General features: G+C 66.3%; 22 protein-coding genes. 6 read left to right on the forward strand and 16 right to left on the reverse strand.

Going from position 1 to position 23,379, the window contains the following annotated elements; genetic code table 11:
• The first annotated feature begins 32 nt into the window (after window positions 1-32).
• From ACE026_RS01700 to ACE026_RS01710, 3 genes are read left to right on the forward strand one after another with little or no spacing between them, the layout of a single operon-like run.
• The gene (locus ACE026_RS01700; protein WP_486037395.1) at window positions 33-815 is read left to right on the forward strand and encodes a hypothetical protein; all 783 of its coding nucleotides are present in this window, start codon (window positions 33-35) and stop codon (window positions 813-815) included.
• Window positions 812-1,285 carry a hypothetical protein gene (locus tag ACE026_RS01705; protein WP_486037397.1) on the forward strand — a complete coding sequence of 158 codons (474 nt, stop codon included), beginning with the start codon at window positions 812-814 and terminating at the stop codon, window positions 1,283-1,285. The genes ACE026_RS01700 and ACE026_RS01705 overlap by 4 nt, the downstream gene beginning before the upstream one ends.
• A complete protein-coding gene (locus ACE026_RS01710; protein WP_486037398.1) occupies window positions 1,270-2,118 on the forward strand; it encodes a hypothetical protein in 849 nt (282 codons plus the stop codon). The genes ACE026_RS01705 and ACE026_RS01710 overlap by 16 nt, the downstream gene beginning before the upstream one ends.
• 25 nt (window positions 2,119-2,143) lie before the next feature.
• Here ACE026_RS01710 and ACE026_RS01715 read toward each other — a convergent pair whose 3' ends face one another.
• The 6 genes from ACE026_RS01715 to ACE026_RS01740 all read right to left on the reverse strand — a co-directional run bounded on the left by ACE026_RS01715 (window position 2,144) and on the right by ACE026_RS01740 (window position 8,615).
• Window positions 2,144-2,935 (reverse strand): fimbrial biogenesis chaperone, encoded by a 792-nt coding sequence (locus ACE026_RS01715; protein ID WP_486037400.1) that lies wholly within the window; start codon window positions 2,933-2,935, stop codon window positions 2,144-2,146.
• Between the two features lie 42 nt (window positions 2,936-2,977).
• Window positions 2,978-4,192, reverse strand: coding sequence for a hypothetical protein (locus tag ACE026_RS01720; protein WP_486037402.1), 1,215 nt, complete (start codon window positions 4,190-4,192; stop codon window positions 2,978-2,980).
• Window positions 4,189-6,672, reverse strand: a complete 2,484-nt coding sequence (locus tag ACE026_RS01725; RefSeq protein WP_486037404.1) for a TcfC E-set like domain-containing protein — start codon at window positions 6,670-6,672, stop codon at window positions 4,189-4,191. The genes ACE026_RS01720 and ACE026_RS01725 overlap by 4 nt, the downstream gene beginning before the upstream one ends.
• Before the next feature lie 71 nt (window positions 6,673-6,743).
• The gene (locus ACE026_RS01730) at window positions 6,744-7,235 is read right to left on the reverse strand and encodes a CS1 type fimbrial major subunit (RefSeq protein ID WP_486037406.1); all 492 of its coding nucleotides are present in this window, start codon (window positions 7,233-7,235) and stop codon (window positions 6,744-6,746) included.
• 163 nt (window positions 7,236-7,398) lie between these two features.
• On the reverse strand, window positions 7,399-7,851 hold the full coding sequence (locus ACE026_RS01735) for a GNAT family N-acetyltransferase (protein ID WP_486037407.1): 453 nt from the start codon (window positions 7,849-7,851) through the stop codon (window positions 7,399-7,401).
• Window positions 7,852-8,366: 515 nt separating this feature from the next.
• Window positions 8,367-8,615 (reverse strand): hypothetical protein, encoded by a 249-nt coding sequence (locus ACE026_RS01740; RefSeq protein ID WP_486037409.1) that lies wholly within the window; start codon window positions 8,613-8,615, stop codon window positions 8,367-8,369.
• Between the two features lie 139 nt (window positions 8,616-8,754).
• Between ACE026_RS01740 and ACE026_RS01745 the strand changes: the two genes are divergently transcribed.
• Together ACE026_RS01745 and ACE026_RS01750 are read left to right on the forward strand one after the other, a co-directional pair.
• The gene (locus ACE026_RS01745) at window positions 8,755-10,656 is read left to right on the forward strand and encodes an autotransporter family protein (RefSeq protein WP_486037410.1); all 1,902 of its coding nucleotides are present in this window, start codon (window positions 8,755-8,757) and stop codon (window positions 10,654-10,656) included.
• 201 nt (window positions 10,657-10,857) lie between these two features.
• Complete coding sequence (locus tag ACE026_RS01750) at window positions 10,858-12,219, forward strand: TIGR00341 family protein (protein ID WP_486037412.1); 1,362 nt, start codon at window positions 10,858-10,860, stop codon at window positions 12,217-12,219.
• 12 nt (window positions 12,220-12,231) lie between these two features.
• On the opposite strand, the gene ACE026_RS01755 is transcribed toward ACE026_RS01750, so the two are convergent.
• On the reverse strand, window positions 12,232-14,589 hold the full coding sequence (locus tag ACE026_RS01755; RefSeq protein WP_486037414.1) for an ATP-binding protein: 2,358 nt from the start codon (window positions 14,587-14,589) through the stop codon (window positions 12,232-12,234).
• A gap of 300 nt (window positions 14,590-14,889) precedes the next feature.
• On the opposite strand from ACE026_RS01755, the gene ACE026_RS01760 reads away from it, so the two are divergent.
• Window positions 14,890-15,135, forward strand: a complete 246-nt coding sequence (locus ACE026_RS01760; RefSeq protein ID WP_486037416.1) for a hypothetical protein — start codon at window positions 14,890-14,892, stop codon at window positions 15,133-15,135.
• A gap of 8 nt (window positions 15,136-15,143) precedes the next feature.
• On the opposite strand, the gene ACE026_RS01765 is transcribed toward ACE026_RS01760, so the two are convergent.
• The 9 genes from ACE026_RS01765 to mdcA all read right to left on the reverse strand — a co-directional run bounded on the left by ACE026_RS01765 (window position 15,144) and on the right by mdcA (window position 23,351).
• Window positions 15,144-15,863, reverse strand: a complete 720-nt coding sequence (locus tag ACE026_RS01765) for a GntR family transcriptional regulator (RefSeq protein WP_486037418.1) — start codon at window positions 15,861-15,863, stop codon at window positions 15,144-15,146.
• 75 nt (window positions 15,864-15,938) lie between these two features.
• Window positions 15,939-17,282 (reverse strand): SLC13 family permease, encoded by a 1,344-nt coding sequence (locus ACE026_RS01770; RefSeq protein WP_486037419.1) that lies wholly within the window; start codon window positions 17,280-17,282, stop codon window positions 15,939-15,941.
• 87 nt (window positions 17,283-17,369) lie between these two features.
• Entirely contained in the window at window positions 17,370-18,287 is a 918-nt protein-coding gene (mdcH, locus tag ACE026_RS01775; RefSeq protein WP_486037421.1) for a malonate decarboxylase subunit epsilon, read from the reverse strand.
• The gene (gene mdcB / locus ACE026_RS01780; RefSeq protein WP_486037423.1) at window positions 18,284-19,150 is read right to left on the reverse strand and encodes a triphosphoribosyl-dephospho-CoA synthase MdcB; all 867 of its coding nucleotides are present in this window, start codon (window positions 19,148-19,150) and stop codon (window positions 18,284-18,286) included. The genes mdcH and mdcB overlap by 4 nt, the downstream gene beginning before the upstream one ends.
• Window positions 19,147-19,785, reverse strand: coding sequence for a malonate decarboxylase holo-[acyl-carrier-protein] synthase (mdcG, locus tag ACE026_RS01785; RefSeq protein WP_486037425.1), 639 nt, complete (start codon window positions 19,783-19,785; stop codon window positions 19,147-19,149). The genes mdcB and mdcG overlap by 4 nt, the downstream gene beginning before the upstream one ends.
• Before the next feature lie 3 nt (window positions 19,786-19,788).
• On the reverse strand, window positions 19,789-20,493 hold the full coding sequence (gene mdcE, locus ACE026_RS01790; protein ID WP_486037427.1) for a biotin-independent malonate decarboxylase subunit gamma: 705 nt from the start codon (window positions 20,491-20,493) through the stop codon (window positions 19,789-19,791).
• Window positions 20,484-21,380, reverse strand: coding sequence for a biotin-independent malonate decarboxylase subunit beta (locus ACE026_RS01795; protein ID WP_486037429.1), 897 nt, complete (start codon window positions 21,378-21,380; stop codon window positions 20,484-20,486). Before ACE026_RS01795 ends, mdcE begins: the two co-directional genes overlap by 10 nt.
• A complete protein-coding gene (mdcC, locus tag ACE026_RS01800) occupies window positions 21,377-21,697 on the reverse strand; it encodes a malonate decarboxylase acyl carrier protein (RefSeq protein ID WP_486037431.1) in 321 nt (106 codons plus the stop codon). The genes ACE026_RS01795 and mdcC overlap by 4 nt, the downstream gene beginning before the upstream one ends.
• 10 nt (window positions 21,698-21,707) lie before the next feature.
• Complete coding sequence (mdcA, locus tag ACE026_RS01805) at window positions 21,708-23,351, reverse strand: malonate decarboxylase subunit alpha (RefSeq protein ID WP_486037433.1); 1,644 nt, start codon at window positions 23,349-23,351, stop codon at window positions 21,708-21,710.
• Window positions 23,352-23,379 lie beyond the last annotated feature (28 nt).

The raw sequence follows: 23,379 nt of genomic DNA on the forward strand, positions 1-23,379 counted from the left end.
GGGGGGGGCGTCGTCTTCAGGAGTCCGTTGTCATGCCCATTCCCACCGATGTACCACCGCCACCTGCCGGCGCGCCCGCGCGCGTTGACGTGAGCCGGTTGAAGCTGCTCCTCATTCTGGTCGGCATCGTGATCGTCACGGTGGTCGCCTGGCGGTTGTTGACCGCCCCCCTGCTGCGGATTACGCCCGCGGCCGCCCAGACGTGGATGACCACGCTGGATGAACGTATTGCCAAACGCATCGGCACAGCCCTCCGCTCGGAATCACGTGCGGCGATCAATATCGATTTCGGCCAGAAGACCGTTGACGCGGCGTACCTGGCCAACCTCAATGACAGTGCCGACCAGGTAAAACACGTGCGGGGTGTGCTGCTGGAACGTGCCACCCTGCGGTTCCAGGTCGATCTGCTCTCAGACATCGCCAAACTGGCCCGTGCCATGGATGGCTGCGGACAATTCAGCTGTGACGCACTCAGCGAGAAGGTGGAGCACTTGACCATCACCCGGGCCACCAGCCTGGCCGAGTGCCACCGCCTGGACGGCATCATGGGCCGCACCTACGAGCTGGCGCGCCCGGATGCGGTCAGCTACGACGATGCAGACAGCGTGCTTGCACTGCACCAGCTGCTGGTGGATAGCCTCCAGGGGGAAACCCTGCTGGCCCGCCGCACCCACGGCAAGGGCTTCGAGGATGTGACGGACTACCAGGCCGCGCTATGGGAGATCGTGGATATCCACGCTGATCTCACTGAGGAATACCACCGCCGCCATCGCATCGTCACCGTGCTGCAGATGCTGCTGGGGCGTCTGCCATGACCGGCACGCCGCACACCGCCACGGCCCTGCCCACCGCCGAGCAGGTCGCGATGCGGCTGGGGTATCTGGCCATCGTGCAGGGCATCGTGGCCCGCCTCGCGACCAGCGCCTCGACCATAAAGGCGGCCAGCCCCGCAGTGATGGCCGCCCTGCTGGTGTTCTCGGTGAGCCAGAACGTCCGCTTCCACTGGGCGCTGTTCGTGGTGGCCGGGGCGGTGTTCTTCGTCTTCCACGGTTACTTCCTCCAGCAGGAGCGTGCGTTCCGCGCGCTCTACAACGACGCTGCGGACCGCGCGCTTGTCGATGTGGTGAGCATGAAGATCGACGCGCAACGCCTCGCCGAGGTGCGCGAGCCGCTTCGCACCGTGCTGTGCCGGCCCACCGTATGGGGCTTTCATCTGGCGCTGATCGCCGGATTCACCGTGACGTCGCTGTTCGCCCAAGGAGCGCTTCCATGCTGCTGGATGTAAAGATCAAGAACTTCGGTGGCACGCTGCCGCAGGTTTCAGAGGACGCGGTTGCCGCCTTCAAGCAGCACGGCAAGGACCGCCTGGCAGACCTGACCCGCTACCTGAAGGGCAAGGAAAACCTGTTGGACGCTGCGACCATCGAGGAGCATCTGTTCAAGGTGGAGGATGCGGATGTATTCCTGTCCCACGCACATCGCGATCACGATCAGGTCGTCCGCCTTGCCGTGGCACTGCAGGATCTGGGTCTGAAGGTGTTCGTGGATTCCTGCGTGTGGGGGGATGCCTACACGCTGCTGAACGCGGTGGATGAGATGTACTCGGTGGATAGGTCCAAGACCAACACCTACTTCTACGGCAAGGTGACGCGCACTGCCGCCAACGTCTACATGATCCTCAATGTGGCCCTGCAACGGATGATCGACCGTTGCGAGCTGTTCCTCTTCCTGGAAACGGACGCCTCCACGATCACCCTGCAGGATTACGCAGACAAGGCGGAGTACGTCGGCTCGCCGTGGGTGTTCTCGGAGCTGGCCTTTGCCAGCACGGTGGCCCGTCGGCCGCGGTCGCTCGCGCTGGAGCACTTGAACGAGAATGTGGGCAAAACCGAGGATGCGGCGCTGAAGCCGCTGGTGCGGTTCCAGATGCCGCCAAGCTCGCACACCTTGGAATGGGCGGAACTGCATCGCGTGATTCGTGAGCAGTTGGATCTGAAGCGCATCCAGGGCAAAGACACGCTCCGCTCGCTGGATGCGATCTACAAGCCGCTGAAATTGAGCAAAGCGGAGCAACGACTGCTGGCCGGGGATCTGTCCGACGCGGTTCCGGTGCGCTGAACCCGCGCACCTTTCAACGGCTCGATCAACCCGCCACGTCAATCTTACGCGGCTTACCGTTTCCTTCAATCAGCTCAAAGCGGTAGCGATGGCCCTGCTGGAGCGCGATGACCTCACTGCGCCCAGGGCGCAGGTGGATCTTGCGTGCGTCGGTGCAGGTGCGAGCGTCGGTGCAGTGTTGGAAACTGTCCAGCACGATGATGCTGTTGCCGTTGTTGCGCACGGTGTAGGTGCTGCCCGCCTGGCTGAGCTGGGTGTCGTAGCGGGTCGCGGCCGGGCGCACGATCAGCACGGTGCCGTAACCAGTCAGCACCTGCACGCCGGCGCCGAGGGCTGCTTTGTACTGCTCGCCTTCTTCTTCGCTCAGTGCGAAATCGTCGGTCTTTTCCGGGGCGACGGGAATGAAGCGCACGCGGTAATAGCGCTCGTGCTCGCGTGGCCCCTGGTAGAGCAGGCGCGTGCCTTGCTGACCCTTGATCGGGACGATCAGCCGTGCGGGGCTGGCCAGCAATACTGGCGTGGCCGAGGCAGTGGGCTGGCCGATGCCGCGGGTATCCACGGGGATTTCGTGATGGCTGCCATCGGTGGCGTACAGGATCTCGGTGATGTTCACCCGAACGAAGGCGGTGGCATCGCCGCTGTTGTGGATCCGCTTGAGCAGGGTGGATTGGCCCGGCGCAAGGTACTCATACAGGGCACCGACGCTGATGTTGGGGGCACTGGACGGTTTGGTGGGCGCAGCTGCGCTCTGCGCGGCGGCATCGAGCGGGCCGCAGGCGATCAGGGCGGTGAGCACCAGCGCGAAGGAGGATTTCATGATGTCGTTTGCCGGGAGGGAAGGAAGAAGTGGAGCGGGGGATCAATCGATTTCGGTATCGAAGATCACGGTGGCCCGGCCCTGCCAATGCGAGCCGGGCTGGGCCAGCATGCGTTGCATCGGCGCGCCGTCCACCTGGAAATGCAGCCTTGAAGGCCGGTGCGCGACCGGCGCGGTCGGCCGGAAGGTCTCGCGCCCGGTGTTGGCCCGCAGCGGGTAGCGGTTGGCATCGCGCCCGCTGGCTTCGGAGCGGATGCCTGGCATGCTGATGGCGATATCCACCGGCGCCAGCTGGCCGTCCACATTGCTGCGGATGGCGCACTGCTCACCCTCTGGGAATTCACAATCCAGGCGCAGGCTGAAGGGGGCCGAGCCGGTGATGGTGAACGGGTAGTCGCTCTGCAGCGCCTTGGGCGCGATGCCGTGTTCGTACCAGTTGGCCCAGCCGCCGGAGGGTTGCAGGCGGGTGGTGTCGCCGCCAGCGGGGGTAGTGACTTTGAGGTCGTGGGCGACGGTGAAGCGGAATCGCATCGTGACACTGTCAGCGCTGGGGGTCGCGTCATCGCCGAAGTCGATATCGGTCCCCAGCCCGCCTAGCGAGAATGTCGACTCGCCTTCATAGACACCGTTCTGCAAGACCAACGGGGATGACGTGGTGATGATCAGGCCGATGCCTATGGTAGTTGCGGTGTAGGTCTGGGTGAATCCGGCAGCGCCACCATCGCCCTGCGAGTAACATGCGGCCGGCGAAGTGGGGGACCTGGTGACCCAGCCAAATCGCAGCCATGACCCGGCATTGTTGCTGGTCATGTAGCTGCAGCCGCCTCTGGGGGAGGCGGTGAACGCCGGATTGGTATTTCCGCCCGGCGTGAGCTGGCCGCTGACAGCATTGAAGGCGATCGTGGCTGTCATCAGATGCCCGGCATCGTTGCGCAACTCGACCTGTCGTTGCGGCGGGAACCCCATATACCAAAGCTGACGTGCAGGCGCCCCCTTTACGTAGACCTTTCTGACGGTCAACGGCAGATCGAACATGTACAGGTTCCGACCATTGCACTGTGCCGGCATGTAGCCGCAGTAGAAGCCTGGCCGCGTTGTGTTGGTAAAGGCGTTGTGCGTCGGGTCCGCCGCATTCGGCTTGAACTCCGCCGTCACCAGCACCTCCGCTGCAGTGACGCTGCAGGCCGCCAGGCAGGCAGCCAGGCCCAGGATGAGCCGCGCGGCCCGCATATTACTGGCAGAGCGAATCGGCGTCATGGGGTTTGTCCCTTGTGTTGAATGAGCTGCCCGATCCGGGCGACGGGTGCAGGGCAGTTGAGCGGGCCGGCCATCAGCACATCGCCTTCGCGCGGGTAGCGGGCGGGATCCAGGGTGAACCGGCAGTTCTCGACATCGGCGTGGCGCACTTCCACCTCCGGCTTGCTGGCACTCATTTCCAGTGTGAAAAAGCCATCGGCCTCGGCCACGCTGCGGCCTACGTGGTTGTGCACCTGTGCGCCGCGCAGCGGGCGGCCCTGGGCGTCCTGCACCCGGCCGATCACCGTCACCGTGCGGTTTACGCTCACCTGGCGGTGCTGCACGCCGCCCTGCCGTGCGTGGTAGCTCACCCGGGCGGGGTGAATGGCCGCGGCGGGGGGCTGCTTGCCGATGAAGTCCACCTGTACATGCCCCATGCGGTAGGGGTTGATGGGAATGAAGTTGCGCCCCGGCGAGAGCCGCGTGCTGCCGCCGTTGCTGTCGATGGCCTGCAGCGCGATGCCGGCCAGATCGGTGTCGATATCCAGAATCATGCCGGTGTCGGCATTGGTGTGGCCGGCGGCCGCGACCTTGCCGCCGCCCAGTGCCACCGTACTGCGCAGATTGAGCCCGCCGCTGAGTGCGCCATCCAGTGAAGAGGTCTGCGCGAACAGGTTGCCTGCCGCCAGCCTGCCTTCGAACTGCGCATCGCCACTCAGCCCCAGCCCGTGGCGGTCGCCGGTTGCGGTGGCCGATACGGTGCGCAGCGCGCCGGTCTCAAGCTGTTGTTGCACACCCAGGGTGCCGTACATGTCGCGGCTGCCGCGCGCATCGGTGCGGCTGCCCGCGCTGGCCTGGTAGCGGCGGCGATCACTGCCCAAGGCCAGGTTGAGCGATACCTCCACGCCGCGGTTGCGGCGGGCCTGACCGGTGTGGGTGTATCCCATAGGGCGATCGAACACCGAGGCACGCCATGTGGCGCTGTTGCCGAACAGCTGCTGGCTGCGGTGCAGTGACAGATCCACGCCGATACCATCGGTGGCGCCCCGCGCGTAGCCGATCCGGCCGGTGAAGCTGGTGCCCGCAGCGAAACGCTGGTTGACCGAGACTGCCGTGCTCTCCACCCAGCCGCTGCGGGTACCCAGTTGCCGGTCCGGCACCTGCCAGCGCCGGCCGTGGTTGAGCATGACGCTGCCGTGGCGGTGGCTGGTGATGGCCTGCAGGTCCAGCCCGGTGCCGTAGGTGGTGGAGTGGTAAAGGTTGGTGTAGACCGAGGTCCGGTCCTGCACCTGCCAGTTGACCGAGCTGCCAAATGAGCGGTCACGCCCGATCTGCTGTGCGGACACGCCCAGCACCGCCCGCGGGTGGGCGAGATAGTTGAGGATCGCGCCGGCGGCAAGATCACCATCGCGCGGGTCACGCTCGCCACTGCCGATCAGCTCGCGCTGCTGCCCGAGATAGGCGCTGTAGCGCCAACGCCTGGCGAGATTGCGCCATTGAACGGGCTTGCTGATGCGTTCGGTCTGGCGGGAGGCGAGCTGACCATCTTCGATGACCCGCACCTCCACGTCGTAGATGCCACCGGGCAGACGCCGGGTATCCACCAGTTGCAGACCGGGCTGCACCGGCTGGGTGTGGATCAGCGCGCCGTCGCGGTAGATCTCCACCGTGCCTTGGCGGTTGGCGGTGACGTACAACGGCAGCAGGCTGGCCTGACCCTCATCAATGGCCAGCAGATCCGAGCTGCCCAGCATGACGCCCAGGGTGGTGGCCGCAGGACGATCGGGCGTGCCGGGCTGGCGCAGCACGCCTTGGAAATCGGGGAGAAAATAGCCCGCGCGGAGAAACCGGGTGCGGTACTCGCGCTGGGCATGGAACGATTGCACCGTTTGATGCAGGCGATCGCCCGCATGGGCGCCGCGATAGGCCTGGTAGTTACCGGTCAGGCTCCAGCTGCCCAGGCTGCCGACGGCATCGAGCGCATAACTGCCGGCGCCGCTCTGGCCACTCCCGGCATAGGCGATCAGGGTATTGCGCAGGATCAGCCCGTGGCTGTCGTTATCGGGCAGCGCGTGATAACGGCTGGCGTCTGGCTGCCGTTCCGCTGCCCGGGTGACCAGCGACAGCACGGAATTCTCAAGACTGTAGTGGAGGGCAACCAGCCCGTCGCCGCAGCGCTCGGTGCAGGGCCCCAGTGTTCGCGGCTGCTCAAGCGCACGCGCCCAGCGCGCACGCTCTTCATCGCTTTCGCTGCTGTCATGGGTATCGGCGAAGGCGACGAGCTGCACGGTGTTGTCCGCCGAGAGCAGCATCGTGGCATCGCCCAGGTAGCGGCCGTCGCGTTCCAGCCGGATCACCAGCGGCGCATCGAAGAAATGCGTGCGGAAATCCTCCGGCAACCCACCGGCCTGATCGAGCAGGCTCAGCGCGGGTGCGGCCTGCACCGAGGTGGTCAGGGCCACCAGAATCGGGATTAAGAGCGGCCGCAGCGACAGCGCCATCAAACGTCTCCAAGCGGCAGGGGCGGCGAGCGCCCCTGCCTGGGTATGCATCACGTACAGCGAGCGGGTGATCAGGGCGCTTCGGACTCGAAGACCATGTTCACCACGCCCTGGTACGTGCCCTGCTTGTAGCCGCCGGTCGGGGCGACGGGCGCGATGCGCACGGTGGCCTGCTTGCCGGCGGCAGCCTCGACCTGCGTGGCCACTTCCGCGGCGCCGGTCGGGCCGACCGTCAGCGCCTTGCCGGCGACGGTCACGTCCAGCGCGATGGTTTCGGCGCCACCGGTCAACGCGGCGGTGTTGGCCAGGTGCGCGGTGATCGGGCCCAGGCCGCTCTTCATGCCCAGCTGGTTCTGGATCGGCAGCAGGCTCTGCGTGGCGATGTCCCAATCCAGGGTCTGGGTCCGGTTGGTCCAGCCGCCCACCGGGCTCAGCTGCAGGCCGTTCGCCGACGGCACGATCGCCTCGACGTTGACGCTGAGCGTCTGGGTTTCAGCGGCGGCATTGCCGGCGACGAGGGCCGCGGCGATGGCGGCGGCGATGAAGCACGATTTGATGGACATGGACGTTCCTTGCGATGGGCCGAAGTGGCGGGAGGCGGCATCGTAGGCGCGTGAAGGCGTCTTTCACATGCAACAACTTGCATAGTTTCAGTTAATCGCGCGAAGCGTGACGCGGCGCACGGCGGGGCGCATCACCCGCTGGGATTCTCAAGGTTGTGCGAGGCTATGCGAGCCGCTTTGCAAGCAACTGGCCGGTGACGCGCAGCCCGGCCTGTTCGTACAGCTGCTGCGCCCGCGGATTGTTGGCGGCCACGCGCAACTGCAGACTCTGCGCGCCCTCGGCCCGCAGCCGCGCTTGGATCAGTTCCAGCGCACGCCGTCCATGGCCCAGGCCGCGATGAGCGGGCTCGACGATGAAATCCAACAGGTGCCCGGCGGGCCCGTCCAGGTGCATCCACACATAGCCAACACACTGCGCCGCAACCTCGATGACCAGCATGGCGTGGCCGGGCGCTTCCATCGCCTCGGCAAGTGTGGCCGGCATCACGCGCTCGCACTCGGCCCTGCTGGTGGCGACGGAGTACTCAAAACTGGTGCACAGGTCTGCACAGTAATCGTCGGCGGATAATGACCGGTAGTGGTCGTACTCGGTGGGGCGCATGTCACGCAGCTTCATAGGGGTTCTTGAGGGCGCGCGAACGAAGTAATGAAAATGCCATCAGAGCGGGCGTTTCACCAGCGAAAGTGCCTCGCTTCCCTTGCGGCGCAGTGGGCTGCATGGTTCGCGATGACGTACTCGCACACAGATGCGCAAGGGCACGGGGTTGTCGTCATCAGCATTTCGCCTCCATTTGACGCGGCTTTCACACACCTACACGCCAAGCTAACGACGTCGTGTAGCCGTTTTGGCTGTGAACTACATCACAGATGAATGGCGACCAGGGGCACGATGCATTTGCAATTAGTTGTATGGAGCGTCACCCCGCAATCGGGATGATGCCGGACCTATAGCTGCGGATCACAGATTCGCAGTTCCTAGTTCGCCGAAAAGGACCTGCCCATGTCGCATGCATCTTCACGTTCCATGTCTCACTCTCGTCTGTCTGCCGCGATTACGTTGGGCCTTGTCGGCCTGTGCTCGGCCGCTTTCGTGTCTGTAGCTCCCGCGCGAGCGGCAAGCTTGGGTGCCGGTCAGTCCCTGGTCGTCAATCCGGGGGACTTTCCCGAAACGGAGACCTTCAATCTCCTGGGTGCCACGCTGACGCTGCGCCCAGGTGTTGTGCTCGCCGGAATAAACGCCAGTTCCGGTTCGATGTTGCTGGTCGATGGTGCGAATATCGCGTCTTTGACAAACAGCGTCTCGGCGGTGGGCATCAACAGTAGCGCCGCGCAGATTACCAACGCGTCGCTGTCGAACGTGGTGGGCGCTGGCTTGGGCACGGGTTCGTCCAATGGTGGCCCGGGCTCTCAGGTGGGTGTTGTCGGGAGTCAGATATCCGGGCGAACCACTGCAGTCAACATCAGCGGCAATGGCCGCGTTACCTTCGCCCGCTCCGCCCTTTCCAGCCCCAACAGCGGCATGATTCTGCAAGCGGGCTATGCGGAAGTGGCCGATGGCACCACGATCACGGGGGGCTCGGCGGGTATCCTCGCCGGCTTCAGCCTGGTCGCCCAGCCGGCAGGCTCGGACCCCAGCACGTGGGGACTAGTGGTGGACAATTCGACAGTGGAGGGCGTGTCGGGTCCGGCAATCCGCGTGGCACGCCTCTCTGCAACGCGCACGCCACAGCCTGCTCGAATCGCGATCCGGAACGGCGCAGTATTGCGCAGTGGCAATGGAAACCTCATTGAAGTGCTGAATGACTTCAGTGCGGAGGTCAGCGTCAGCAACAGCACGTTGAACGGTAATATCCTGGTGGCAGATACTGCCGTCACAGCGCTCACCTTCACCGACAACGCCACCCTCAACGGCATCATCACCGGCCCGGCCGACACCACCATCACCAACGGTGCCACCTGGAACCTCACCGGCGACAGCAGCATCGGCGATCTGACGCTCGGTGCCACCGGCACGGTGAAACTCGGCGACGGCACGGCCTTCAACACCCTCAACGTCAACGGTGATTTCGTCGGCCAGGGCGGCACGTTTGTCTTCAACAGCGTGTTCGGTGATGACAGCTCGCCGTCGGACAAGGTGGTGATCGCGGGCAACAGCGCCGGCACCGGCAACATCGTGGTCAACAACATCAACGGTACCGGTGCGCAGACCGGCGAGGGCATCCAGCTGATCTCGGTGGCTGGCGCTTCGAATGCAGCGTTCGTGATGCCCGGCCGTGCCACCGCCGGTATCTACGAATACCTGCTGTACAAGGGTGGCGTGGCGAACCCGAATGATGGCGCGTGGTACCTGCGTTCCACCTACACCGGTGATCCCTGCGACCTGAATCCGTCGTTGCCGATCTGTGCACCGACCGATCCCGGTACGCCGGTGGATCCGGTTGCACCCGTGATTCCGGTGGATCCGATTGATCCGGGCAGCCCGACCGATCCGATCCCGCTGCTGCGCCCGGAGCCGGGCGCGTATCTAGCCAACCAGGCCGCGGCGGTACACATGTTCCAGCAGCGCCGTCATGACCGTGGCGAGCCGGCCTTCGAACACGATCGTGCTGGCGCGTGGGCACGGGTCGGTCGCGATCAGATGCACACGACGATTGCCGGTCAGGTGGACACCCGCACGCATACCGATGTGCTGCAGATCGGCAGCGATCTGTACCGCTGGGGGCAAAGCGGTCGCGGCCAGATCGGTCTGATGCTGGCCACCGGTGAAGCGGAGACCCAGGCGACCTCGCGGATCACTGGCTACGGCACCCGTGGCAAGGTCAAGGGCGATGCAGTCGGCCTGTACGGCACGTGGGTGCAGAGCGCGGAAGACAGCAGCGGTCTGTACGTGGACGGCTGGCTGCAGTACGGCCGTTACGACAACCGCGTGCAGGGCGACAACCTACCGCGCGAGACCTATGACGCGACCACCCGCGCCGCCAGTATCGAAGCCGGTTACGGCTGGGCCTTCGCCAACGCGGAACGTGGCACCTGGTATCTGCAGCCGCAGGCCCAGGTGACCTATACCGATTACAAGGGCGACACGCTGCAGGAAGTGAACGGCACTGTCGTTGAGGATGATCGCGCGGGTGGCTTTGAATCCCGCGTGGGCGTGCGCCTGTTCGGGCATGACAATGCCTCGGGCAACCGCGTGCAGCCGTTCCTGGCGGTGAACTGGCTCTACACCGAGCGCGGCGATGCGATGCGCTTTGATGGCGAGCGTCTGGATGCGCGACTGCCCACCAACCGCTACGAAGCACAGGCCGGTGCGCAGCTGCGCCTGGGCCAGAACTGGTCGGCCTGGGGTGATCTGCGGGTGCAGCGCGGTGACAGTGGCTACAAGGATGCCGGGGCACAGCTGGGTCTGCGCCGGGCCTGGTGAGTCATGAGAAGGCGCCTTCGGGCGCCTTCTTCACCTGTGATGTCGCTTGATGTAAGTCTCGCCTGAACGGTGATGGGCATCACAGGCAGTTTGCAACTTGTTGTATGGGAAGGCCGTGCCGGATCCGGATGATGCGGGGCTGGATGGCCTGCGGTGGTAGCCGTGGGCGCGCATCTTCTTTTCTTCCTGTGTGGCGTCCCCATGAATCTCCGTACTGTCTTGCAAGCACCCGCCATCCTGCGGGCGGGCCACCTGTGGCGCCAACTGCGCGAGCGCATGGCGCAGGATGTGGATCACGTCGCGGTACTGGGCAACGTCACCGATGGCGGTGGGCTCACGCCGCGCTTTGCCTTCATGGCGGTGATGTCCTGCGGCATCGCCATCCTGGGCCTGTTGCAGTCATCCGCCGCGGTAGTGATCGGTGCAATGCTGATCTCACCGCTGATGGGGCCGATCGTGCAGCTGGGCTTTTCGTTGTGCGTGGTTGATTTCCGGATGATGGGGCGCTCGCTGCTGGCGCTGCTTGGCGGCATCGTGTTGGCGCTGGGCACCGCGATGCTCATCGTCTGGCTGTCGCCCCTGCGCGAGGCGACGGGCGAGATCCTGGCCCGTACCCACCCCAATCTGTTCGATCTGCTGGTGGCGGTGCTGTCCGGTCTGGCCGGTGGCTACGCGGTCATCACCCGCAAGGGGGAGGCCATCGTCGGCGTGGCCATTGCGACGGCATTGATGCCGCCCTTGGCCGTGGTGGCGTTCGGGCTGGCCACGGGCGACTTCGCCATCGCCGGCGGGGCGTTCTTCCTGTTCATGACCAATCTGCTGGCGATCGCGCTGAGCGTGACGCTGATCGCCAAGTGGTATGCCTTCGGTATGGACAACGTGCCGCGCCATACGCTGTGGCAGGGCGCGGTGATAGCGCTCACCTTCCTGTTGCTGGCCGTGCCGTTGGGCGTGGCCCTGCGCGACATTGGCCGCCAGACCTGGATGGCCAACCAGACCCGTGCGGTGGTGCAGCAGTACCTGCAGATGCACGGGGGATCGATCGAGCGGCTGGAGGTGATGCGCCGTGACCGCGAGATCAGCGTGGAACTGGTGGCGATGGTCCCCCACTATCTGCCGCAGGCGCAGCAGGACCTGGTGGCGCAGCTCGCGCGGCGTCTGGCGCAGGCCCCGCAGGTGCGGGTACGGCAGACGCTGGAAGCCAACGATAGTGGCCGACGCGATCGCGCCGATCTGGATGGGCTGCGCCTGAGCGTCACTGCATTGGCACAGCAGGCGGTGCAGCTGCGGGCGGAGGCCAACGCGGCGATCACCCAGGCGGTGTGGGCGCAGTTGGATGGGCTGGATGCGCAGGTGGAGGTGGATGACCGTCAGCTGTTGCTGTCGGTATCGGTCGCGGCGGAGGAGGGCCTGGACGAGAGCGCGATGGAGGCGCTGCGCGAGGCTATGAGCCGCCGGGTGCCTGGCTGGACCGTGATTGTCTGGCAGCGCGACCCGGTGGCACAGGATGCCGCGCTGATTCCCATCAGCGGTGAGCATCTGAAGGATGGCGCGCATCCCTGAGCGGTGAGTGGCTCAGCCCTGGGGCGTGGGCGGCGGGCGTGTCACCGTCCCTGTGGCATTACGCAACTGCGCCAGCAGGGAAACCAGTTCCCACAGGTCCTCTACGCCGGGATCGCCATTGATCGCGTGGCCTTTCAGGCAGGTCTGCAGCGCACAGATCGCATCGATGGCGCCGGTGTCGCCCACCATGGAGGCGGCGCCTTGGATGCGATGGGCCATCGCCAGGGCGCGCCGCCAGTTCTGCTCATCAATGACCGTTTCCAGATCGGCGATGTCCATCTGCATCTGAGTTGCGTAGATGGCCATGACCGTGCGCCCGGGCCCGGGCACACGCGGTGACGGTGCCGGCGCCGGCACGGGTTGCTGCGCCGGACGCACCGCCGCATCGAACACCGCCCATTCCACCGGTTTGGACAGGAAACCATGGATGCCCACACGGGCATAGCTGGTGCGATCACTGCTGTCCCGGCAGCCGGAGATGGAGATCAGCCGCGCTGCCGGCCAGCACCTGCGCTCCTCCATGCCACGAATGGCGATGGCGACATCGCTTCCATCTCGATCCATGAGGTCGCCATCCAGCGTGATCAGCGCGAACGGTCCTGCAGCGTCAACGCGGGTAATGGCTTCAGCCCCGGTGTGCGCGACGGTGACGTGGAACTGATGCCCCTCAAGGCGACGCTTGATCATCTCGGCAACGGCGGGCTGATCCTCCACGACCAGCGCACGTGCGTCGCAGGCATGCTGATTGCCCTGTGAGGGTATCTGGCCCACGGGTGCGGGATCCTCACGCCGGCCGCGGAGCATGGCGACGAAGGTGGAGCCGATGCCCAGTTGGCTGACAACGGTGATGTCGCCGCCCTGACTGATGGCGATCCTGCGGCACAGGCTCAACCCAATGCCCGCACCCAGCCGACGCCTCCCCTGGGACGTGGCGTTGAAGGGTTCGAAAATGTGCTCGATATCCTCCGTGGCGATCCCTGGCCCGGTGTCGCTGACCCGCAGCGTCACCCGGCCGAGGTCGGCCACGCCCCGCAGGAAGCCCAGGCACACGCCCACCGCGCCGGCATCGGAGAATTTGATCGCATTGGAGATCAGGTTGCTGGCGATGTGGTGGAGCGCACGGGCATCGCATTGTGTGAGACCGGCATCGGGGCCATCCAAAGCCAGGCTGAGGCCCAGCCCCTTGGACAGCGCCAGCGGCCGCATGCCGGAAATGCACTCCTGCAGCACGGCCTGCGCGCTGTGGCTGGCCAGCGCGCAGCTGCGCTGCGATGCCTCATGAAACATGAACTCCAAGGCGTTGGTCAGTGTGTGGCGGAGGGCATCGGCCGCCGAGCGGGCGGAGGCGAAATGCTGTTCACGCTGGGCGAGGGAGGATTCTCCTTCGGCCAGATCGATGGCCGAAATGACCGATGAGGCGCTGTTGCGCACTTCGTGGTTGACCAGTGTGAGTACGCGCGATGCGGCGGCCTGCCGGGCGGCGCTGCGGCGGGCCTTGCGGTACGCCCGCAAGATGCTCAGTAGAATCGCCATCATCACCAGGCAGAACAGCGTGATGGGCACACGGTAATACGTCGCCACGGCGCGGATCGTGGGCGGCGCGCGATACACCGCGTTGAGCGTGCGCTCCAGAATCTTCTGGTGAATGTCCGAAGGCATGGCAAGCAGCGCCTGATGGGCCATGCTCACGTCAACCGCACGGCTGGGGACGGAGGCAACGCGAAGCTCCACCGGCGGGCCATCACGCGCGGCGTGCACCTGCAGGATCGCGTCGTGATCGCGCCGGGTGAGGGGAACCAGAATGCCGTCGGCACCGAGCGCGGCATCGGCGCCGCCGCCATCGAGTGCGCTCAGCATGTCGGCCGGGGAGGTGAGCGGTATTACCTCGATGTCCGGGAAGTAGCGCGCCAGGTAGGCGCGGTACTCGCCGTTGTCGATCACGGCAACCCGCCGCCCGGCGAGCGATGCCAGCGAGGTGTAGGCGGCGGTGCGGCGCGTGACCAGCACGGAGGTGCCGGTGTAGAACGGCGCGGAGACCACCGCGGAGGTGGGCAGCATTGCGCGCGTGGACGGCAGCGAGAATGCCACGCCATCCACGGCGCCGGCGCGAAGCAGGGCGATGGCGCTCTCGATCGAGGACGAGCGCCGCAGTTCCAGCCGCACGCCCGTAATGGCCTCCAGCGCCTCGGTGTAGGCGCGTGGGCCACCTTGCGCCGCCTTCCCACCCAACCCCTGCGAAATGGCCATCTGCGGCCCGATCGCCAACCGGAAGACGGCGTGGCGCTCTGGCGGTTTTGCCAGGAGAAGGGCGAGCAGGCAGGCGCCCACGATCACTGTTCCTGCAAGCAGCAGGATCCTGCCCAGCGGCATGGGGACTCCAAGGTGTGTATTCACATCAGGGCGGCGCGCATCGCCAGGCAAGGAAAGGACATTCTGTCGGCCTTCATCGAAGAAACATGCTCGACAGGAATACACGCGCGTGGCCCAGGGCGGTATGCAACAAATACGAAAGCTGTTTCCGATGTCACGAACTGAGGGCCAGCGCAGATTGTGTCCGGCGGCGCCCCGAGACAGACCGTGTCGGCGCTCGCATCATCCTCACGATGGTTCCACGCGTTGCTGCCTGCCCGCCGCCTAAGCTGGCGTTCCCATCAAGACGTTTCCGCACCCATGACCACAGCACTGCAGGACCTCGACGACCTTGAACCCATCGATATCGATGGACTCAAGGCACAGGGCGTGCCGCCGGTCGCCCAGTATCTGGTGGACCAGGAGAAATTCGTTCTTCTCGGCGGCAAGTGCGGCATCTATCGTCTGGCCGGCACGGACGCGGTGTGCTACTTCACCAGCCTGGATCAGATCCGGCTGCATCTGCTGGGGCAATCATTGACCCGATTGACCGTGGAGCTCGCCTAGGCGGCGCCTCAGATCCCGCCGTGGCGCGGCAACGGCGCGGGCACGTTCAACTGGCCGCCCGCGGCCACATAGGCGGCCAACGCCTCGCCCTGGCTGAGCAGATGCCGGTTCATCATCTGCTCGGCGGCTTCGGCATCGCGGTTGCGGATGCATTCCATGAGGGCACGGTGCTCGGCCAATGACTGGGCCATGCGGCCCGGGGTCAGCAGCTGTCGGCCGCGGTGCATCTTGAGGATGCGATGCAGATCGTGCGTCACCCGGATCAACCACGGGTTGTCGGCGTGCGTCTGCAGGCTTTCGTGGATCAGGTAATTGTTGCGGTAGTACTCGGCAAGGTCACCCGCGGCGGCCGCCACCTCCATCGCGTCATGCAGCGCCTGCAACTGCACTACGCCGTCCGCATCGATACGCTTGACCGCTTCATGCACGCAACGGCCTTCCAGCATCGCCATCACCGGGAACAGCTGGTTGAGGTCTTCCAAGGTGAGCCGGGTGACGCGACTGCCGCGGCCGGCATCGAGCTGGACCAATCCTTCGGCGGCCAGCAGTTTCAGGCTCTCGCGCAGTGGGGTACGGCTGATGCCCAGTTCCTCGGCGAGCATCGGCTCATCGATCCATTCGCCTGGCGGCAGTTCGTAGTCGTAGATCTTCTGGCGCAGCTGCTCGGCCACCTCTTCATAGAGCGGCACGCGTTTCTTCGACAGACGGGGACCAGGAGCCAGGGGCATGGCAGGAGTTCTTGTGCAGGTGTGCAGCATTCTAACGGGTCCGGGCGGGCCTGCCGGAGCAGACCCGCCATGGGGTCACATCCAGCCCGGCACCACGAACAGCAGCCACGCCAGAAGTGGACCGAAGGCGACGACCAGGCCGCTATAGACCAGGAAGCGGCGGAACAGCGCTTCGCGCTCTTCCTTCGCGGCCGAGGCCACCACCAACGCACCGTTGGTGGAGAACGGGCTCACATCCACCACCGTGGAGGAGATCGCCAGGGCGCAGATCACACCCGCCGCGCTCAGATGCCCCTGCATCAGGAACGGTACCGCCAGCGGAATCGTAGCGCCCAGCACCGCCGCCGAGGAGGCGAACGCCGAGACGATGCCGCCGACATAACAGACCAGCAGCGCGCCCAGCAGCGGAATGCCGATCGCACCCACGCCATGCCCGATGTAATCCACCGCGCCGGCCTGCTGCAGCACGGCCACGTAGGTAACCACACCGCTGATCAGCAGCACGGTCGACCAGCTGATGCCATCCACCGCGCCCTTCTGCGAGTTGGGCGAGAGCAGGGCCAGCACCACTGCGACGGTGATCGAGACCAGGCCGACGTTGAGGTTGTAGACCAGTGCGGCGATACCCAGGCCCAGCAGGCCGATCAGGGTGAACACGCGCTCGCGGTTGATGCGCACGTCATCCAGCGCGTCCGGATCATTGGAGAGCGTGCCACCGCCCGCCGAGACCAAGGCGCCGTGACCTTCGATCGCAAACTGGCGTGAGGACGCCTGGCTGCCGGCGACCAGCGGTTCGGTCGCCGTCGGTGCGCGACGCATCAGGGCCAGCCCGCCGAACGCGAAGAAGCAGATGATGCCCATCAGCAGGTTGAAGCCCAGGCTGGTCAGGAACACGGCCATTTCCGTGACTTCCAGGCCGGCCTTCTGCACCACCTGGTTGGTGATGCCGCCATAGACGCTGATCGGCGAGAAACCACCGGCCTGCGCGCCATGGATCACCAGCAGGCCCATCATCAGCGGGTTGATCTTGTACTGCTTGGCAAAGCGCAGTGCGACCGGACCGATGATCGCCACCGCGGCCGGGCCGAGCGCGCCGAAGGCGGTCAGCACCGCGGTGACCACGAACATCACCCATGGAATGGCGACGATGTGCCCGCGCACGGCCTTGACTGCCCAATGCACGAGCAGATCGATGGTGCCGTTCTTCTGTGCGATGGCGAACAGGTAGGTGATGCCGACCAGGGTCAGGAACAGGTCGCTCGGGAAGCCGGCCAACACTTCCTTGCCCTCCATCCCGACGAACAGCCCGCCGATGATGAAGGCCAGCGCGAAGGCCACGGCACCCATGTTGATGGGCAGCGCGGTGGCCACGATGAACATGATCACCAAGCCGATGATCGTTGCGATTTGCGGACTCATGCGCCCTCCCGAGACACTTGATACGCGTGCAGCATGATGGCGACCCGCCATCCGGGGTTACGTGGTGCTGCGGTTACCGGCAGACCTTCATGCGCGTGCGCATGCACCGTCCACCCACTCCAGAACGCCCTCCAGCGTCTGGAAATCCTCTACGGACCGCGCCTCCAGCTGCGGATGCAGCTCACGGACGCGGCGACTCAGCGCCGCGCCGGGGCCCAGTTCCAGAAACACGCGCCCGCCGCGCTCGACCGCCTGCTGCAGCACGGTCTGCCACTGCACGGGCTGGGCGATCTGCGCCGACAAGGTGCTCACGACACGCGCGACGTCGCTGACCGGGCGGCCGTCGATGCCGGCCAGCAGGCGCAGATGGGGGCTGTGCAGGGCGGTGTCACGAAGCGTGTCCGCAAAGCCTTGTGCGGCGGCGGCCAGCAAGGGGGTATGCGCCGGTACATCCACGGGCAGCGCGGCGGCGCGCGCGCCGCTATTGGCTACCTCGATGGCGACGGCGTCCAGCGCACTGCGCAGGCCACCGAGGACCACGTGGTCCGGCCCGTTGACGATGGCCAGGAACACGCCGTGCGTGGCGCACAGCCGCGCAATGCGCGTTTCGTCCAGCCCGATCACGGCCAGCAGGCCGGCATCGGCGGGCGCCGCGGCGTCCATCAGCAAGGCGCGTTCGTGCGCCAGCTGCAGGCAGGTAGCAACATTGACACTGCCGGACACGGCGTGCGCAGCCAGCTCACCCGCGCTGTAGCCAGCGACGACGGTGATGGTAGGCAGCAGTAGCTGCAGCGCGGCCCAGTGCGCGAGCGCGGCAGTACAGACCAGCGGTTGTGCGAGCGCATTGCGGAAGCGGGACGCATCGGCAGCGATCTGCGCGACCGGCGCGCCGAGCAGTGCACTGGCCTGATCGAGTACCGGCTGCGCCAGTGCATCGCCGCGCACCCGATCAAACATGCCAGGGTGTTGGCCCCCTTGGCCCGGGCAGAGCAGCACCAGGCTCATGGGTGCTCCTGCAGGTGCAGGAACCACGCGCAGGCCAGCAGATCGGCGCTGCCACCCGGGCTCAGGCGCTTGGCCTCGAAGGCATCGCACACAGGCCCGAGCCGCGCCCGCCAGCCGGGCTGCAGGGCGCCGCCCTCGGCGAGGAAGCGACGTGCCTGCTGCTGTGCGAAGGCCAATCCGCGCTCGCCACCGCGATGCAGCAGGTTGAGATCCGTGGTGACCGCGATGAGCGACATCAGCGTCTGCACCATCGCCGCCTGGCGGTCCTGCGTGGCGCGCAACGCGGCCTGCAACCTGGGCAGGGCGACGTCGCGCAGCAATGGAAACCCCTGCGCGGCCTGTTCGCGGACGCCGGCGACGCCATGGCGCTGGCGGGCACGCTGGCCGGGGCTGTCGCTGTTCAACGGTGCGGTGAGCAGTGCGGGCGCCCAGTAATCGCGGACGGCCTGGCATACCGCGATGCCCTGGGGGCGCGTTGCTCCGGTATGGCGAAGCCGCGCGGACGCCGCGACCAGCAGCCCCAGACTGAAGATCGCACCGCGGTGGGTATTGATGCCGCCGGTGGCGCGCAGCATGGCCGCTTCGGCATCGATGCCATGCGAGCGCAACTGTTCGAAGGGCATTCCCCGCGCGCCAGCTGAGGCGACGGTCACGAAGTAGCCGCGCAGCGCGAACAGGCTGCGCAGGAAGGTGCCTGCGTGCATGTCCTGATGGCTGCCCTGGCTCCATGGCGTCACCAGGCCCGGCTTGGGCGCGCAGGCCAATTCTGCATGCAGGCTGGTGATCGCCAGCCGACCCAAACGATGCGCCGCCGCTGTGGGGGAGGGCGGTATTACCGGAACGGTGTGCAGGGCAGCGTTCATGCGACGACCTGCAGCGACAGCAGTGCGTCGCGCGGTGACAGCCAGCAGGCATCACCGGTTTTGACCATCACCCGTGCGGTGCCGCTGGCGTACTCGCGCCAGTTCACGGCACGCTCGCCCGGGAAGCGTAGTTCGCCGTCGATACGCAGGCGGTGCTCACGCTCCCAGTGCTGCATGCAGGCGGCCAATCGATCCGCCTGAGCGTGATCCTCCACCTCCCAGAGCAGATCCAGATCCGAGCTGGCCCGCAGATAGGGCAGTCCGGTCAGGTGTTGCCAGGCGAAACTGCCGAAGACACGCGGCTGCAGCTCCAGATCGCGTGCCGCCGCGAGCAGCGGGCGCAGGTCGTCCCGCCACGGCCCGGCGAGGCCTTCGATGACCTCGGCCAAGGCCGGCGGCGGCGTGGTGCGCAGCACATGCCCCGGTTCGATCCGCAGCGACAGCCGCTGGCGTTGTTCGGCCAAGGGCAACGGCACCCCCAGCCGCAAGTGATCGCCATCAGCGGCCGGATCACGACGTGCCACGACGAAAGGCAATGGCGCCTCGGCCCACGCCCGCAGGCGCGCATCCGCGCCCGGGATCAGCACCTGCCACGGTGCCTGCGGATCGAGCCAGACCAGGTCGTGACGGCGCATGGCTCAGCTCTCGCCTGCGGCCACGGCAGCGGCGACATCCCGCGCCAACACGCGACCACCGCGCGCGGCGCCACGCTCGCGGCGTTGGTCGCCGGTGATGGGTGTCTTGAGCGCATCCACCAGCGCCTGCGCGAGGTCGCCCTTCCAGACGGCCTCCACGGCGCCCATGCGGACGTAGTTCTCCACCCCCGGCGCGAACACCGGCGAGCTTTGGCTCAGTGCCTGCAGTTTCTCCAGCGGTTGTTTGGTGACACGGGCCATCGCGCGCAGATCCATCACCCGCACCTGCGCTTCGGGCAGGGCGAAGATGCGGTCGGCCATCAACCCGAACGACAGGAAGCCGCCGCTCACCGACTCGCCATACACCAGGCTGACCAGTGGCGCGCCGCGGCGGCGGGCCAGATCCAGCGTGCGCGCCAGGTGCGCGAAGTAGCTGTTGATGCCGAGCATTTCATCGCGGCGCGCCAGACGCTGACCGGCGGTATCGACCAGCATGACGATCGGCCGCTGCGGATCTGCGCGGGTGCTGGCGAGCACGGTGGCGGCCAGCGCCAGGGCGTGATCGACACCTACCTCCAGCTTGTTGGCGGTGCCGATGACAGTCACCTCGCCTGCGGCGGTGGTGGCGGTACCGCCCAGCACATCGTCCTCGCGGGTGACCGCGTGGCCGAGCGGGAACAGGGCATCGAGCAGGGGCGTCAGTTCCATGGCAGGCTCCGGTCCTTGACGGCGTCAAGGAAGTCAGCGGTCTCCAGCAGCGGCAGCTGGTCGGCATCGGCAATGCCCTGCAGGCGCCAGACCTCCAGGCCATCGCGGCAGCCACCATAGGCGTTGATCCGGGTGCCAAGCCGGGCGTGTTCCTGTTCAAGCGCAACCAGCGGATCCTGCGGCTCGGCATGTGCGGTGATCAGTGCCGTGGCGGCATCGGCAAAGGCTTCGATGCGATCCGGCACCAACTGCACGGCGTCGCTGATCAGATAGCGGTGTTTGCCGCCGGTCACGCGCCAGACCAGGGCACGGTCACGCGAGTCGAACTCCTCCACGCCGCGCACGGTCTCGATCACTTCCGGGCCGGACAACGAGAGGCGGCCCTCTTCGGACATCACCACCGCCGTGCAGCAGCGGGCAACGATGCCCATGCCGCCAAACGCACCGTTGCCGCTTCCGATCAGTGCAAACACGGGAATGCCGGCGGCGCGCGTGGTCAGTACCGCGCGCATGATCTCGGAGATCGCGATCAGGCCCGCGTTGGCTTCATGCAGGCGCACGCCACCACTGTCGAGCAGCAGCAGCACCGCCTCCGGGCGCACCTCAACGGCACGCTCCAGCAGGCCGGTGAGCTTGGCGCCGTGCACTTCGCCCACGCCGCCGCCCATGAACTGGCCCTGCTGCGCGGCGATCAGGACGCTGCGGCTGTTCAAGCTGCCCGCGCCGACCACGATGCCGTCATCGAACGCGCCGGGTTGATCCAGCTGGGCCAGGTGCGGGCTGATGATGCGGCGGGCCGGGCCGACGAACTCGCTGAAGCTGCCGGCATCGAGCAGACCGTGGATACGCTCGCGGGCATCGGCCTCGTAAAAGCTGTGACTGCTCACGTGGCGTCTCCTTCCTGCAGGGTTTCCAGCGCCTGCTGCAGACGCAGGCTGACCACCGCCGGTGTCGCGCCGGCATCGTTGATCGACAACCGCACGTTGCGCAGCGGGTGGCGGGCGGCAAAGTCGGCCAACACGGCCTGCCAGATGGTGTCGAAACCGGTGGCCGAGGTGATCACCTCGATCTCCATCGCGCCATCCAGCGGCGTGGGTTCGATCAGCACTTCCAGATTGCCCGAGGCGACCACGCCGACCAGCGCGTGGTGATCGCGCTCGGTGAGATCGTGCTGCCCGGGGAAGCGATAACGCAGGGTTTCCATGGGGTGCCCCTTACCAGTTGCGGAAGCGTTTGGGCGGGTTGTACAACCCACCGGACCAACGCACGAGATCCTTGACCGAGCGCGCGGCAAGCAGGTCGCGGCTGGCATCGCGGGTGCGGATACCGAGGTCTTCGGGGCGGCGGATGATGCCGCGATCGCGCAGGTTCTCGACCATCGCGCGGTCGCGGCCCAGGCCGACCGCGGTGTAGCCGGCCACGCCGCGGATCGCCTGTTCGCGTTCCTCCGGGCTGCGGCACAGCAGCAGATTGGCGATGCCTTCTTCGGTCAGTACGTGGGTGACGTCATCGCCGTAGATCATCACCGGCGGCAGCGGCATCTTGGCGCGCTCGGCCAGCTCCCACGCATCAAGACGGTCGACGAAGGCCGGCGCCATGTGCTCGCGGAACGTCTCCACCATCTGCACCACCAGCTTGCGACCGCGCGGCATCTGACCGGGCAGTGCCGCTTCCTGGCCCGCCTTCAGCCAGGCCGGACTGGCGTGGCGGCGACCGCGGGCATCCGAACCCATGTTGGGCGCGCCGCCGAAGCCGGCGATGCGGTCGCGGGTGGCGGTGGAACTGTTGCCCTGCAGATCGATCTGCAGCGTGGAGCCGATGAACATGTCGCACGCATACAGACCGGCGGTCTGCGAGAACGCGCGGTTGGAGCGCATGCTGCCATCGCTGCCGGTGAAGAACACATCAGAGCGCGCCTCGATGTAGCGCTCCATGCCGAGCTCCGAGCCGAACGAATGCACCGACTGCACGAAGCCCGATTCGATCGCCGGGATCAGCGCCGGGTGTGGATTGAGCGCCCAATGCGTGCCGATCTTGCCCTTCAGGCCCAACGATTCGGCATAGGTGGGGAGCAGCAGCTCGATCGCGGCGGTATCGAAGCCGATGCCGTGGTTGAGGCGCTGCACACCGTACTCGGCGTAGATGCCCTTGATGGCCATCATCGCCATCAGCACCTGGATCTCGGAGATCTGCGCCGGGTCGCGGGTGAACAGCGGCTCGATGTAGTTGGGGCGCGGCGCCTCGGTGACGAAGTTGACCCAATCGGCCGGGATATCAACGCGGGGGAGGGTGTCGACGATTTCGTTGACCTGCGCGATCACGATGCCGCCACGGAAGGCGGTGGCCTCGACGATCACGGGGGTGTCTTCGGTGTTCGGGCCAGTGTAGAGATTGCCGTGGCGGTCAGCGGCCTGGGCTGCGATCAGCGCGACCTGCGGGGTCAGATCGATGAAGTAGCGGCCGAACAGTTCCAGGTAAGTGTGGATCGCCCCGATCTCGATCCGGCCCTCGGCGACCAGATTGGCCAGCCGGCCGCTCTGCGGGCCGGAGAAGGAGAAATCCAGGCGCTGGGCGATGCCGCGCTCGAAGACATCCAGATGCGATGGCAAGGAGAGCACGGACTGGACCATGTGCAGGCCGTGGACCTGTTCCGGATCGAGCTGGGCCAGGCACTCGGCCAGGAAATCGGCCTGCTTCTGGTTGTTGCCCTCCAGGCAGACCCGGTCGCCGGGTTCGAGCACGGTGTGCAGGAGCCGGAGCACCTCGGCATGCGGCACCAGGCGCCCGATCCCGGCATCCGTGGCCCGCTGCAGCCTTGCCTGGCGGCGTTCCGCAAGCGTGTTCCAGTCTCGAGCCATGTGGTGCCTCTGCATAATTACGCTGTAA

This window comes from Stenotrophomonas sp. AGC87, assembly GCF_057333975.1.